This is a genomic window from Variovorax trehalosi (assembly GCF_051216415.1).
Lineage (GTDB): Bacteria > Pseudomonadota > Gammaproteobacteria > Burkholderiales > Burkholderiaceae_C > Variovorax.
In genome coordinates this window covers 1,473,926-1,487,828 of sequence record NZ_JBPJZG010000001.1, presented here as the reverse complement: position 1 = coordinate 1,487,828, position 13,903 = coordinate 1,473,926, and the positions used below count along the sequence as shown (strand labels likewise).

The window sequence follows — 13,903 nt, the reverse complement described above, 5'->3', positions numbered from 1 at the left end:
CTCCGACGCAACCTTCAACGGAACTCACACACCATGGAAAATTTCGGCATTCACCTGGAGCCGCTGCGCGCCATCCTCTACCAGATCGGCGCATTCATCCCGCGCCTGCTGATCGGGGTGGTGGTCGTCATCGTCGGCTGGCTCGTCGCCAAGGCGGCGCGCTTTGCGGTGACCAAGGCGCTACGCGCCATCAACTTCAACGTGCTCACCGAGCGCGCGGGCCTGGACAACTTCCTGCGTCAAGGGGGCCTGGCAGGCGACACGAGCAGCCTGTTCGGCATCCTCACCTACTGGCTGGTGATCCTGGCCTCGCTGCTCATTGCCTTCAACGGCATGGGCCTGAGCTACATCGCGGACCTCTTGGGCCGCATCGTCTGGTTTGTGCCGAACGTGTTCGTGGCGCTGCTGGTGCTGGCCTTCGGGTCGTACTTCGCGCGCTTCGTGGGCGAGGCTGTGGGCAGCTATTTCCGCGGCGTGAAGGTGCAGGACGCGGCGCTGTTCGGCAAGGTCGCGCAGTACGCCGTAATGGCCTTCGTGATCCTGATCGCGCTCGACCAGATCAAGGTGGGCGGCGACATCGTGCGCGAGAGCTTCCTGGTGATCCTGGCGGGCGTGGTTTTTGCGTTGGCCCTGGCATTCGGGCTGGCGGGCAAGGACTGGGCGAAGTCGCAGATCGAGCGCTGGTGGCCGAAGCAGATCAAGGACAGCAAGACGCCCACGCCCGGCGTCACCCCCGTAGGCACGCCCCCGCGATTCGACAACGACCGCCCACCTCGCTGAAACGCACATTGATCTCTCTTCTCTCTCTGTCTTGAACCCCGCCACCTGAATGACACGAAAAACCAATCCAACGATCACGGCCGTCTGGCCCGGCCGGCCTTACCCGCGCGGCGCCACCTGGGACGGGGCAGGCGTCAACTTCGCGCTGTTCTCCCAGCATTCCGACAAGGTGGAGCTGTGCCTGTTCGACGAACGCGGCCGCCATGAGCTGCAGCGCATTCCGATGCGCGAGCGCACCGATGGCGTGTGGCACTGCTACCTGCCCGAGGCGCGCCCGGGCCAAGCCTACGGCTACCGCGTGCACGGTCCCTACAAGCCCGAAGAGGGCCACCGCTTCAACGCCCACAAGCTGCTGCTCGACCCGTATGCCAAGGATCTGGTGGGCGACCTGCGATGGGGCGACGCGCTCTACGGCTACACGGTCGGCAGCAAGCGCGAAGACCTGTCCTTCGACCGCCGTGACAGCGCGCCGCTCATGCCGAAGGGCCGAGTGCTCGAGACCGCCTTCACCTGGGGCGACGACCGCCGCCCCTCGGTGCCGTGGCAGGACATGGTGATCTACGAGATGCACGTGCGCGGCTTCACCATGACGCACCCCGACGTGCCGCCCGAGCTGCGCGGCACCTACGCCGCACTCGGCTGCGCGCCGGTGGTCGACTACCTCAAGCGCCTGGGCGTGACCACGGTCGAGCTCCTGCCCGTGCACAGCTTCCTCAACGACCGCCACCTGGCCGAGAAGGGCCTGCAGAACTACTGGGGCTACAACACCTTCGGCTACTTCGCCCCTGAAATGCGCTACAGCGCCTCGGGCAAGGTGAAGGAGTTCAAGACCATGGTCAAGACGCTGCACTCCGCGGGCATCGAGGTGATCCTGGACGTGGTCTACAACCACACCTGCGAGGGCAACCAGCTCGGGCCGACGTTGTCGATGCGCGGGGTGGACAACGCCTCGTACTACATCGTCAACGCCGACAACCGGCGCTACTACGACGACTTCACCGGCTGCGGCAACACGGTGAACCTGGAGCATCCGCATGCGCTGCAACTGGTAATGGATTCGCTGCGCTACTGGGCCGAGGAGATGCACGTGGACGGCTTCCGCTTTGACCTGGCCTCGGCGCTCGCGCGCGAATCGGGCAAGGTCGAGAACCTGGGCGGCTTCTTCGATGCGATCCGGCAAGACCCCACGCTCAACCGCGTGAAGCTCATCGCCGAGCCGTGGGACCTGGGCCATGGCGGCTATCAGGTGGGCAACTTCCCGCTCGGCTGGGCCGAGTGGAACGACCAGTACCGCGACGGCCTGCGCGGCTTCTGGAAGGGCGACGGCGGTCTCATCGGAGAGGTGGCCAAGCGCGTGACGGGCTCCGAAGACCTGTACGGCTGGTCGGGCAAGCGGCCCAGCGCCAGCATCAACTTCATCACCGCACACGACGGCTTCACGCTGCACGACCTGGTCTCGTACAACGACAAGCACAACGAAGCCAACGGCGAGGACAACCGCGACGGCAACAGCCACAACGTGTCGTGGAACTGCGGCGTCGAGGGGCCGTCCGACGACCCCGAGGTGGTGACGCTGCGCGAGCGCCAGAAGCGCAACCTGCTGGCCACGCTGTTGCTCTCGCAGGGCGTGCCGATGCTGCTCGCGGGCGACGAACGCGGCCACACGCAGCAGGGCAACAACAACGTCTACTGCCAGGACAACGAACTTGGCTGGCTCGACTGGACACCCACGCCCGAGCGCCTTGCGCTCGCGACCTTCGTCGAGCGCGTGGTCGCGCTGCGCCGCGCGCACCCTTCGTTCCGGCGCCGCACCTTCTTCGCGGGCAAGCCGGCCGAAGGCGAGACGGTCACCGACGTGCACTGGCTCAAGCCCGACGGCGCCGAGATGCAGCCCGACGATTGGAACGACACCAACGCCCGCTGCATCGCGATGTACATCCCCGGCGGCGGCATCGCCGACCGCGGGCCGCGCGGCGAGGTTCAGCACGACGACGACTTCCTGGTGCTGATGAACGCCCACCACGACGAGATCGCCTTCACGCTGCCGCCGATGCCGCACGGCGCATGGCGGCTGCTGGTGGACACCGCGAGCAATTCGCCACCACCCACCACCGAGGACGCAGCGTCGCTTGCGCCGGCGTGGGGTGAGGCGGCCTATCCGCTGCAATGCCGCTCGCTCGTGGTGATGAGCCGGCCGGACGTGCGGCCATGAGCGCGCGGGTTCATCGGATGCCGTTTGGCGCCACGGTGCAAAACGACGGCGTGGACTTCGCGCTCTGGGCGCCATCCGCGGAAACCATCGTGCTCGAGCACCCATCTGCCTCGAAGCCGATGACGCGCGAAGGTGGCTGGCATCGCCTGACGGTGCCGGGTGCCAAGCCCGGCGACAGCTACAGCTACCGGCTCGCGGACGGCACGCGCGTGCCCGACCCCGCCTCGCGCTACAACCCCGACGATGTGCACGGCCCGAGCGTGGTGACGGACCCGGAACACTTCGCATGGACCGACGACGCATGGCGCGGCCGGCCGTGGGAAGAGGCGGTGGTCTACGAGCTGCACATCGGCACCTTCACCGAGGAAGGCAGCTTCAACGCCGCGCGCGAACGGCTGGGCGCGCTCGCCGAACTCGGCATCACCGCCATCGAACTCATGCCGCTCGCGGATTTTCCGGGCCGCCGCAACTGGGGCTACGACGGCGTGCTGCAGTTCGCGCCCGATGCCTCGTACGGCACGCCCGACGAACTGAAGGCGCTGGTCGATACCGCCCATTCGCTCGGGTTGATGGTGCTGCTCGACGTGGTCTACAACCACTTCGGGCCCGAGGGCAACTACCTGCATGCCTATTGCCCCGAGTTCTTCAACGCGGGGCACCGCACGCCGTGGGGTTCCGCGATCAACTTCGACGGGCCGGGCTCTCGCACGGTGCGCGATTTCTTCATCCACAACACGCTCTACTGGATCGAGGAGTTCCGCTTCGACGGCCTGCGCATGGACGCGATCCACGCCATCCACGACGAGACGCGGCCGCACATCGTGCGCGAGATCCGCGAGGCGATCGACGCCGGCCCGGCGCGCGAGCGCCACGTGCACCTGGTGCTGGAGAACGAGACCAACCAGGCCTCGATGCTGACGCGCAACGATCGTGGCCTGCCGGTGGCCGGCACCGCGCAATGGAACGACGACCTGCACCACGCGGTGCATGTGTTCGCCACCGGCGAGCGCGACGGCTACTACGCCGACTATGCCGACGACCCCGTCGCCCGCTTTGCGCTGGCACTGGCCGAGGGCTTCATCTACCAAGGGCAGCCGTCGGCCTTCCGCCACGGCGAGCGGCGCGGCGAGCCGAGCACGCGGTTGCCGCCGCAGGCCTTCGTGTCGTTCCTGCAGACGCACGACCAGGTCGGCAACCGCGCGTTCGGCGAGCGCATCCATGCGCTGGGCGATCCGGTGCTGGTACGCGCGGCCATGGCCTGCCTGCTGCTGTCGCCGCATGTGCCGATGCTCTTCATGGGCGATGAGTTCGCGGCCTCCACGCCGTTCCAGTACTTCTGCGACTTCGGACCGGACCTCGCGGCCGCGGTGTCCGAAGGGCGGCGTTCGGAGTTCGGCGGGTTCGCTGCCTTCAAGGACGAAGCCGCCCGCGCGCGCATTCCGGACCCGAATGCCGAGGCGACCTTTCTCGCGTCGAAGCTGCGCTGGCGCGAGCGTGGGACGCGTGCGCATTTCTCGCGGCTCAGCGAGGTGCAGCAGCTGCTGGCCTTGCGCCACCGCTACATCGTTCCGCGGCTCGCGGGGATGACGGGTGCGGGCATCTACCGCTGCGAGAACGACATGCTCCGGGTGCAGTGGGATCTGGAGCCCGAGGCCGAGGGCGCGCCGCCGATTCGGCTCCACATGCTGGCCCACTTCGGTTCGGAGCCGGCAACGGGTGTCGAAATGCCGCCCGGCGAGGCGATCTACAGCGATGGCGTGCAGGCGCACGAAGGCGCGCAGCAACTGGCGCACGGCGCGGTGCATGTGACGCTGGAGGCCGTGCATGGTGAATGAGGCAAGCCATGTCACTGGCGACCTGGAACGACTCTGCGAGCACTACGGCATCGCGACCGGCTACTTCGATGCGTTCGGCGCACGACAGGAAGCCTCGGCGCAAAGCCTGATCGCGCTGCTGGCGGAGTTCGACGTGCGCCTCGACAGCGTGGCCGATGCGGGCCGTGCGCTCGATGCGGCGCGCCGTGCGCAACGCGCCGAGGCGCTGCCACCGGTGCTGGTGGTGCGGGCCGCAAGCCCGGCGTGGTCGGTGCCGCTGCGGCTGCCGCGTTCAATGCGGCACGTGCGCTGGCAACTGAGCGATGAACAAGGGCGCGAGCAGGCAGGCGAGGTCGATGTCGATGCATTGCCCGAGACCGGCCGTGCAGAAGACGATGGGCGCGCACTGAGCGAGCGCACCTTGCCGATGTCGGCATCGCTCGAAGCGGGCTACCACCGGCTGCGCATCGAAGGCCTGCGCGGCGAGACGCTCGTGCTCGCCACGCCGGGGCGTTGCTACCGGCCGCCTGCGGTGCGCGACGGCGGGCGCGTCTGGGGCACCGCGGTGCAGCTGTACAGCCTGCGCTCGCCGCGCAACTGGGGCATCGGCGACTTCAGCGACCTGGAAGAGCTGGCCGTACAGATGGCCGCGCAGGGCGCCGACCTCATCGGCCTCAATCCGCTGCATGCGTTGTTCGCGAGCACGCCGCTGCACACCAGTCCGTACAGCCCGTCGTCGCGGCAGCAGCTCAACGTGCTCTACATCGACGTGGAAGCGGTGGACGGCTTCGCGGGCTGCACGCCGGCCCTCGAGCGGGTGCGCTCGCCCGATTTCCAGGCGCGGCTCGCAGGCTTGCGCGCGACGGCGCTGGTGGACTATGCCGGTGTGGCCGCGGCCAAGTTCGAGGTGCTGGAGATGCTGTTCGACGATTTCCGCGCACGGCACCTGCCGCCGGAATCGGCACCCGATGACACAGGGCGCGAGTTCCAGGCCTTCGTGGCCGAGCGCGGCGAGGCGCTGCGCCAGCACGCGATTTTCGAAACCCTGCAGGCCCACTTTCTCGCCACCGACGGCGGTGCATGGGACTGGCACGCCTGGCCCGATGCCTACCGCGACCCCGATTCCGCAGAGGTGGCGGCTTTCGCGATCGCCAACGCCGAGCGCGTGCAGTACCACCAGTACCTCCAGTGGCTGGCCAGCCGCCAGTTGGCGCGGGCCGCTGCGCGCTGCCATGCCCTGGGCATGGGCGTGGGCCTCTATGTGGACCTGGCCGTGTCGGTCGAACGCGCAGGCTCCGACGCATGGGGCGCCCGGCAGGTCTTTGCAGAGGGCGCCAGCGTCGGTGCGCCGCCGGACGAGTTCAACCCCGCCGGCCAGCGCTGGGGCCTGCCCCCGCTGCGCCCCGACCGCCTGCGCGCGGACGGCTACCGCTTCTTCACCGAGACGCTGCGCGCCGGCATGCGCGGCGCGGGCGCGTTGCGCATCGACCATGTGATGGGCCTCATGCGCCTGTTCTGGATTCCGCCGGGCCGCGACGCGACCGTGGGCGCCTACGTTTACTACCCGCTCGACGAGATGCTCGCCATCGTGGCGATCGAGAGCCACCGGCACCGCTGCATGGTGGTTGGCGAAGACCTCGGCACGGTCGAGGATGCGGTGCGCGACGCACTCGCGAAGGCCGATGTGCTGTCGTATCGCCTCCTGTATTTCGAGAAGCTGCGAGACGGCGGCTTCAAGCCGCCCGAGGCCTATCCGCCAGCCGCGCTGGTGGCGATCAGCACGCACGACCTCGCGACCTTCGCGGGCTGGTGGACGGCGAACGACCTGCGCGAGCGGCTCGCGCTCGACCTGTTTCCCGACCCGGCCATCTTCGACAAGCAGTTGGCGGACCGGATGCAAGAGCGCATCGAGCTGATGCAGGCCCTTCAACAGGCCGGCCTGTTGTCGCGCGAGGAGGTGGCCGAGGCGGCAGGCCTTGCGCTGCCATCGGCCCGCATCGTCGAAGCGGCGCATGCCTTCCTGGCCGCCGCGCCTTCGGCGCTGATGATGGTGCAGCTCGAAGATGTGGCCGGCGTGGTGGCGCAGGCCAACATGCCGGGCACGGTCGACCAGCATCCCAACTGGCGACGGAAGTTGCCCGAGGCGACAGCGGCACTGGCCGGGGGCGCGCGCATGCGCGGCATCGGCGAGGCCTTGCGCACGGCGCGGCCACGCCCGGTCTCCGCTGCCGAGGGGAGCGCGCCCGCTGGCCTGCAAACCCGCGTGCCGCGTGCCACCTACCGGCTGCAGTTCCACAAGGACTTCGGCTTCGACGACGCGATCCGCGTGCTGCCGTACCTGGCGAAGCTCGGCGTGAGCCACGTGTACTGCTCGCCGATCCAGCGCGCCCGCGCGGGCAGCATGCACGGCTACGACGTGGTCGCGCATGCCGAGGTCAATCCCGAGCTCGGCGGCGAGGAGGGCTTTGCACGCTTCGTCGCGGCGCTCAAGGCCAACGGCCTGGGCCAGTTGCTGGACATGGTGCCCAACCACATGGGCGTGTTCGGCGCCGACAACGCCTGGTGGATGGACGTGCTGGAAAACGGCCCCGCGTCGCGCTACGCGCAGCATTTCGACATCGACTGGCAGCCGCTCAATGTCGAGCTCACCGGCAAGGTGCTGCTGCCCATCCTGGGCGTGCACTACGGCGAGGCACTGGAGAACGGCGAGCTCGTGCTGCATTTCGAGCGCGAGGGCGGGAGCTTCGCGATCCGCTATTTCGACCACCGGTTTCCGCTGGCGCCGGAGAGCTACCCGGTGGTGCTGGAGCGGGCGCTGGCGCGCCTGGGGAATGGCGAGGGAGGCGATGCTTCGGACCGCCTGGCGAGTCTGTCCACCGCGTTCGCCCATCTGCCGGGGCGTGATGCGCCGTCGCCCGACGAGCTCGCCGAGCGCGTGCGTGACAAGGAACTGCTCAAGGCCCGGCTCGCACGCCTGGCGCAGCAGCATCCCTCGGTCGCACAGGCGCTGGCGGCCTCGGTGGCCGAGCTGAACCTCGCCCAGCCCGAGGCCCGCGACGCGCTGCACCGGCTGGTCGAAGCGCAGGCCTATCGCCTCGCGCACTGGCGGGTGGCGGCGGACGAAATCAACTACCGCCGCTTCTTCGACATCAACGACCTCGCGGCGGTGCGCATGGAGCGCGACGAGGTGTTCGAAGCGACGCAGTCGTTCGCGCTCGACCTTGCCGCGGCCGGCGTGGTGGACGGCCTGCGCATCGACCACCCCGATGGGCTCTACGACCCGGCGGCTTACTTCCGCCAGCTCCAGGAGGGCTATGCACGCCGCGCCGGCCTCGTGCTGCCCACGCACGATGCCGACGGTCGGCCCGCGCGCCCGCTGTACGTGGTCGCCGAGAAGATCGCCGGCGCGCACGAGGAAGTGCCCGACAGCTGGCATGTGCACGGCACCACCGGCTATCGCTTCGCGAACGTGGCCAATGGCGTGCTGGTCGACACCACCGCCGAAGCGGCCGTGCTGCATGCGTGGCAGCGCTTCACCGGCGAGATGGACGACTTCGCCGCGATCTGCCGCGCGGGCCGGCGCGAGGTGATGCGCAATGCGCTCTCGTCGGAGCTGAACGTGCTCTCCAGCGAACTGCTGCGCATCGCGAGGGGCCACCGCAGCACGCGCGACTACACGCTCAATGCGCTGCGCCGCGCGCTGGCCGATGTCGGCGCATGCATGCCGGTCTATCGCACCTACATCGTCGACGGGCCTTCGGAACAGGACACGCGATTCATCGACGAGGCCGTGAACGAGGCCGCGCGGCAGAGCGGCGATGCCGACCGGTCGATCTTCGATTTCGTGCGCTGCGCGCTGCGCGGCGAGGCCGTTGCCTCCGCGCCGCCGGCGCTGGGCGAACGGGTGCGCCGCTTCGCATTGCGCTTCCAGCAGTTCAGCGCGCCGGTGGCGGCCAAGGGCGTGGAAGACACGGCGTTCTACCGCTACTTTCCGCTGAGCGCGCTCAACGAGGTGGGCGGCGAGCCCGATCTGTTCGGCATCGAGGTGGAGGCATTCCATGCGCTGAGTGCCGACCGCGCACTGCGCTGGCCGCACACGATGCTGGCCACTTCGACGCACGACAACAAACGCTCGGAGGACGTGCGCAACCGCATCGATGTGCTCTCCGAGATGCCCAACGAGTGGATGCTGGCGCTGACGCGCTGGCACGGCCTGTGCCGGGGCACGCGCAAGAGGTTCGAAGGCGGCAAAGGCGAGGGCGAGGCGCCGTCGCGCATCGACGAATACCTGCTCTACCAGACCCTGCTGGGCACCTTGCCGCTGGGCGGTCTCGATGCGGAAACGGCACCCGGGTATGCCGACCGCATCTGGCAGTACATGCAGAAGGCCGCGCGCGAGTCCAAGCTGCGCACGCGCTGGACGCAGCCGGACGCGGGCTACGAAGCCGCGCTGGAGCACTTCGTGCGCGAGATCCTCACCCCCGCCGAGGGCGCGGAGGAGGGCACCTGCCTGCCGGGTATTCAGCGGCTGGCGGATCGGCTGGCGTGGTTCGGCGCATGGAACAGTCTCACGCTCACGCTGCTGAAATACGGCTCGCCGGGCGTGCCCGATCTTTATCAAGGCAGCGAACTCATCGAGCTGAGCCTGGTCGATCCGGACAACCGGCGGCCGGTGGACTACGCGCTGCGGCAGCAACGGCTCGATGCGCTCCATGCGATGGCCGACCAGGACGGCCTGGCCGCGCGCGTGGGGGCGATGGCCGGGGCGCCGCACGATGGCCAGGCGAAGCTCTGGTTCATCTGGCGGTTGCTGTCGTTGCGGCGGGCGCAACCGCTGCTGTTCCGCGAAGGCGGCTACGAGCCGTTGACGGTCGAGGGGCCGCTTGAAAAGCACGTCGTGGCGTTTGCGCGCCGACATGAAGGCCAGGTGCTGCTGATCCTCGCGGGACGGTTGTTCGTCGGGCTCTCGAGCCACGGTGCGGATGATGACGCCACACCGGTGCTGCCGGACGCGGCGAAGTGGAATGGCACGACAGTGCGCCTGTCTTCAGGGCTCGGCACGAGCGGGCTCGACAACCTGCTGACCGGCGAAACGGTTCCGGCCGCTGCCGGCATCGTGCGCCTGTCCGACGCCTTCCGCCACATGCCGTGGGCGGCGCTGGTCATCAGCACTGCGCCGTGATCAGCCAAGGACGACCGGCACCAGTTGCACCGTGAGCGCGCCGATCAGGCCCTGCGCGGTGACGCAGTGCCACATCAGCGCGGTGTTGTCGAGCGTGGCCCGCGCCGCGGGTTGCAGCCTGCCGGTCCAGGAACGCGCCAGCACGTAGCCGCCCATGAGCATCAGCACGGCGACGTGGAATGCCTGGTAGCCGAGCAGCATGCCGACGGTCGCGCTCCAGGCCTGGTCTCGCGGATCGAGGCCCGCCTTCCAGTGGCCCGTGATTTCGAGGCCGAGCGCGCAGGCCGCGCAAAGCATGGCGAAGGCCGTCAGCAGCCGCACGGCGCCCTGGCCTTCTTTAGGAGGCTTTTTCAGCATCCGCATCGCCACCGCCATGCCGGCGGAGCCCAGCAGCAACAACAACATCGACGCGAGCGGCCAGCGCAGCGGCGGAAGCGCCGCGCCGGGCGGTGGGCAGATCTCGGCCGCCATCGACAGGTGGATGTGCGCGAACAGGAAGGACACGAAGATCGTCATGTCCACCGCGATCAGCACGATCACCGCCCACCACGAATGCGAGGCCCGCCCCGTGGCGCCGACCGGCAGCCGCACGCCGTGGCCTACCGCAGCGGTGGCCGTCGGCGGTGGCTGGTCGGAATCCCAGAGCCAGCGCAGGATGGCGACGATCGCGAGCAGGCCGAAGGCGAAGGCGAGCACCGTCTGCGATGCGGTCAGGAGCAGGAAGAACCCGGCGGTGCCCACGGCCGCCACCAGCGGCCACCAGCCGTCGGTCGGCAGCCTCAGCAGGTGCATCGGCCGCGCATCGCGCATGCTGGTGACCAGCGTCTCGCGCCCGCCGAAGACGGTGCCCGGCAGCCAGTACCGGCCGGCCTCGACCTGTTGCGGCAGATCGGGCTCGCGCCACAGCGGATAGAGCGAATCGACCTCGGGAATGCTGCGCACGCCGTAGTCGCGCGCGGGCAGCCATTCGAGCGTGCCCGCGCCCCAGGGGTTGCCATGGTCCTTGTCGGGACGGCGCAGGGTGCGCACCGCGTCGATCAAGAACAGCAGCACGCCGGCCGCGAGCACGAAGGCGCCCACGGTCGAGGCCATGTTCAGCCCGTTCCAGCCGAGGTCGCCCGGGTAGGTGTAGATGCGGCGCGGCATGCCCATGAGTCCCGCGATGTGCATCGGAAAGAACGCGAGATTGAAGCCGCCGAACATCAGCCCGAACACCCAGCGGCCCCATCGCTCCGAGAGCCGGTGCCCGTTGAACACTGGCGCCCAGTAATAGAAGCCCGCGAACACCGGGAACACCATGCCGCCGATCAGCACGTAGTGCAGGTGGGCCACGATGAAGTAGCTGTCGTGTGCCTGCCAGTCGAAGGGCAGCACCGCCACCATCACGCCGGTGAGGCCGCCCAGCACGAAGATGAAGTGAAAGCCCAGCAGGAACAGCGTGGGCGCATCGAAGGTGACGCGGCCGCGCCAGAAGGTGGCGATCCAAGCGAACACCTGCATGCCGCTCGGAATGGCCACCATGAAACTGGCCGCCGAGACCACCAGCATCGAGACGTTGCCCAGCCCCGTGGTGAACATGTGGTGCGCCCACAGCAGGAAGCTCACCGCGCCCACGCCGACGAGCGCCATCACCACCGCGCGGTGGCCCACCAGCGGCGTGCGCGCGAGCGTGGCCACCATCACCGAGACCATGCCGGCCGCGGGCAGGAAGATGATGTAGACCTCCGGGTGCCCGAAGAACCAGAACAGGTGCTGCCACAGCACCGGGTCGCCGCCGCGCGCGGGAATGAAGAAGGGCCAGTCGAAGGCGCGCTCCATCTCCAGCAACGTGGTCGCCGCGATCACTGCGGGAAACGCGAACACGATCATCAGCGCGCTCACCAGCATGGCCCATGCGAACACCGGCATGCGCATGAGCGTCATGCCCGGCGCGCGGGTGAAGAGGATGCCGATGATCAGCTCGATGGCCCCCGCGATGGCCGAGATCTCGATGAAGCCGATGCCCAGCAGCCACCAGTCCGCGCCCCGGCCCGGCGAGAACTCGCGGCTCGTGAGCGGCGGGTACATGAACCAGCCGCCGTCGGGCGATTCGCCGAAGAAGATGGTGCAGAAGAACGCCAGGCCGCCGATCGCATAGGCCCAGAACGCATAGGCCGAGAGCCGCGGAAACGGCAGGTCGCGCGCGCCCAGCATGCCCGGCAGCAGGTAGACCGCGATGGCCTCGACGATCGGCACCGCGAAGAGAAACATCATCACGGTGCCGTGCATCGTGAAGAGCTGGTTGTACGTTTGCGCGCCGATGAGGTCGTTGCCCGGCACCGCGAGCTGCGCACGCATCATCAACGCCAGGATGCCGGCCAGCACGAAGAAAAGCATCGCGGTCGCGATGTAGAAGACGCCGATGTGCGTGTTGTTGACCGCCGAGAGCAGGCGCCAGCCGCGCGGCGCGCGCCATGCGCGCTCGAGCGCTTCGCGTTCGCCTTCGGGGCGTTCGGCGGGGTGGGTCATTTCAGTTGGCCGAGCCATGCGGCGATGGACTGCAGGGTCGCCGCGTCGATGCGCTCGCCCGAGGAAGGCATGCGTGCGCCGGGCTTGAGCTGCTGCGTGTGGGCGACCCAGTCGGTGAGCTGTTCGGGGGTATTGGGCACCGCGCCCGCGCCCAGATACAGGCGGCTTCCGACGTGGGTGAGGTCGGGGCCGAGGCGGCTTTCTTCGCTCACGCCGCGCACCGTGTGGCAGGCATTGCAGCGGTTCGCGAGAAAGGCCTCGCGGCCGCGTTCGATGTCGGGGGACGCCGCATGGGTGGCGGGCTTCGCCTGCGCGGAGAGCCAGGCATCGAAGGCTGCGGGCGCTTCGGCCACCACATGCAGTGCCATGCGCGCATGCTGCTCGCCGCAGTACTCGGCGCACTGCCCGCGGTAGGTGCCGGGGCTGCCGGCCTGCAGCAGCAGGTGCTGCACGCGGCCGGGCAGCATGTCCATCTTGCCGCCCAGCGCGGGCACCCAGAAGCTGTGGATCACGTCCGCGCTGCCGAGGCCGAAGTACACGGGCCGGCCGACGGGGATGCGGATTTCGTTGGCGGTGGTGATCTCCGCGCCGGTGGCCGGGTCGCGGTAGCGCACCTCCCACCACCACATGTGGCCGGTGATGCCGACGATGAGCGCATCCTTGGGCGGCACGGCCCGCCATGTCGGCCGGTGCCACTCGCTGTACGCAAACAGCGCGACCAGCACCACCGCCGGAAAGGCGACCCCGCCACCGATGACCCACAGGCGCGCGTTCAGCGTGCCGGCGTGCCTGCGCGCAGCAAGCGCGAGCAGCGCCATCACGCCCAGGAAGATCACCGTCGCGCCCACGACCAGCAGGCCGGTGACGCCGAGCAGCGTGTCGGCGACCGGCCCGGCGGCCTGCAGTGCGGATTGCGAAGGCGCGTTGCTCATTCGAGCGCGAGCAGGTAGGCAGCCATGTCGCGCGCGTCGGTGGGAGACACGCCCATGGCCGGCATCACGGTGCCGGGCACCAGCGATGCGGGAGCGACGATCCAGTTGGCCAGCGTGTCCGGGCGGTTCGGCACGCGGCCGGCAATGTAGCTGCGCCGGCCGAAGGCGCCGAGCGGCGGGGCGGCCGCGCCCTGTGCGATCGGCACGCCGGGAATGGCATGGCAGCTGCCGCACTGGTACTGCGCGAGAAGGCGCTGGCCAGCGAGGCGTTGGGCCGATGGCGCGCCGCCATACGGCAGATCGCGCTCGCCGAGTTCGCAGCCGCTCGTGAACGCCGCGACCAGCAGCACGGCAGAAACGGGGAACACCCGATGCATGAGCGCGGCACGAGGAACGGTGGCAGCGACGGCGGAAATAGCCATCTGCGGATTCTGCGAGCGCGGACGCGGCTTGCGCCGACACGGCTGCCCTGGTG

Annotated in this window: 7 protein-coding genes; 4 read left to right on the top strand and 3 right to left on the bottom strand. The window is 69.0% G+C overall.

The features are described 5' to 3' along the window. Nucleotides 1-33 precede the first annotated feature (33 nt). The 4 genes from ACSFA7_RS06910 to ACSFA7_RS06895 are packed head-to-tail and all read left to right on the top strand — an operon-like array spanning nucleotide 34 to nucleotide 9,988. Nucleotides 34-780, top strand: a complete 747-nt coding sequence (locus ACSFA7_RS06910; RefSeq protein WP_435498679.1) for a mechanosensitive ion channel family protein — start codon at nucleotides 34-36, stop codon at nucleotides 778-780. Nucleotides 781-829: 49 nt separating this feature from the next. Beyond that, the gene (gene glgX / locus ACSFA7_RS06905) at nucleotides 830-2,992 is read left to right on the top strand and encodes a glycogen debranching protein GlgX (RefSeq protein WP_435498678.1); all 2,163 of its coding nucleotides are present in this window, start codon (nucleotides 830-832) and stop codon (nucleotides 2,990-2,992) included. Continuing rightward, nucleotides 2,989-4,827, top strand: coding sequence for a malto-oligosyltrehalose trehalohydrolase (treZ, locus tag ACSFA7_RS06900; protein ID WP_435498677.1), 1,839 nt, complete (start codon nucleotides 2,989-2,991; stop codon nucleotides 4,825-4,827). The genes glgX and treZ overlap by 4 nt, the downstream gene beginning before the upstream one ends. Beyond that, nucleotides 4,817-9,988: a malto-oligosyltrehalose synthase gene (locus ACSFA7_RS06895; protein ID WP_435498676.1), complete on the top strand. Its 5,172-nt coding sequence runs from the start codon at nucleotides 4,817-4,819 to the stop codon at nucleotides 9,986-9,988. Before treZ ends, ACSFA7_RS06895 begins: the two co-directional genes overlap by 11 nt. Here the strand turns inward: ACSFA7_RS06895 and ctaD are convergent, their stop codons facing one another. The 3 genes from ctaD to ACSFA7_RS06880 are packed head-to-tail and all read right to left on the bottom strand — an operon-like array spanning nucleotide 9,989 to nucleotide 13,850. Next, entirely contained in the window at nucleotides 9,989-12,496 is a 2,508-nt protein-coding gene (gene ctaD, locus ACSFA7_RS06890; protein WP_435498675.1) for a cytochrome c oxidase subunit I, read from the bottom strand. It lies immediately after the preceding gene. Continuing rightward, the gene (locus ACSFA7_RS06885) at nucleotides 12,493-13,428 is read right to left on the bottom strand and encodes a cytochrome c oxidase subunit II (protein WP_435498674.1); all 936 of its coding nucleotides are present in this window, start codon (nucleotides 13,426-13,428) and stop codon (nucleotides 12,493-12,495) included. Before ACSFA7_RS06885 ends, ctaD begins: the two co-directional genes overlap by 4 nt. After that, entirely contained in the window at nucleotides 13,425-13,850 is a 426-nt protein-coding gene (locus ACSFA7_RS06880; RefSeq protein ID WP_435498673.1) for a c-type cytochrome, read from the bottom strand. Before ACSFA7_RS06880 ends, ACSFA7_RS06885 begins: the two co-directional genes overlap by 4 nt. Between the last annotated feature and the right edge of the window lie 53 nt (nucleotides 13,851-13,903).